Source organism: Herbiconiux daphne, from assembly GCF_024979295.1.
GTDB lineage: Bacteria > Actinomycetota > Actinomycetes > Actinomycetales > Microbacteriaceae > Herbiconiux > Herbiconiux daphnes.
Genome location: NZ_JANLCJ010000650.1, coordinates 1 through 567 on the forward strand (window position 1 = coordinate 1; position 567 = coordinate 567).

General features: G+C 34.4%; 2 protein-coding genes. Both read left to right on the plus strand.

Going from position 1 to position 567, the window contains the following annotated elements:
* Window positions 1-136: DUF5662 family protein (locus tag N1032_RS28570; protein WP_407933096.1), on the plus strand; the 136-nt coding region annotated here is incomplete at its 5' end.
* Between the two features lie 136 nt (window positions 137-272).
* Complete coding sequence (locus N1032_RS26965; RefSeq protein ID WP_259543767.1) at window positions 273-476, plus strand: hypothetical protein; 204 nt, start codon at window positions 273-275, stop codon at window positions 474-476.
* The last annotated feature ends 91 nt before the right edge of the window (window positions 477-567 follow it).

Genomic DNA, 567 nt, shown 5'->3' on the forward strand with positions numbered 1-567 from the left:
GCTATATAAACAACACCCAGAACTAAAAGAAATTGTGCAAGAGCACACCAAATCAAATAGACACCACCCAGAATTCTTCAACAATGATTTCAGCAAGATGAATATCATTGACATCGTTGAACTGATTTCAGATTGATATGTAGCGTCAACCACAAGGAAATCTGGAAACAAGACTTTTGAGGAAATGATGGATTACAATTCCAAAAGATTTAATATTGACCCACAACTAAAGGGAATCATATTAAACACACTAAATTATATTAAGGAGCAAAATGCAAAATAGAGATTTTATTACAGAGATAGAGCAAGAAATCGCTGAGTTCAACTCAGCATTGGATACGCCGACAGACAAGTCACTTATCCTGGAGCAAGTGAAAGCGTTGTCATTGGGGGAAAATGATTTCTACCGTGTTGACAAAAAAGGCAATTACATACTTTACACAAAGAAACCAAGATTTAATAAAGTTAGTCTATAAACTGACTTTTTATTATATAATTACTACGACAAGGAGTTGACCATGAACACACAACTAACTTATGACAATCTTGATGAACACCAAAAGCAAG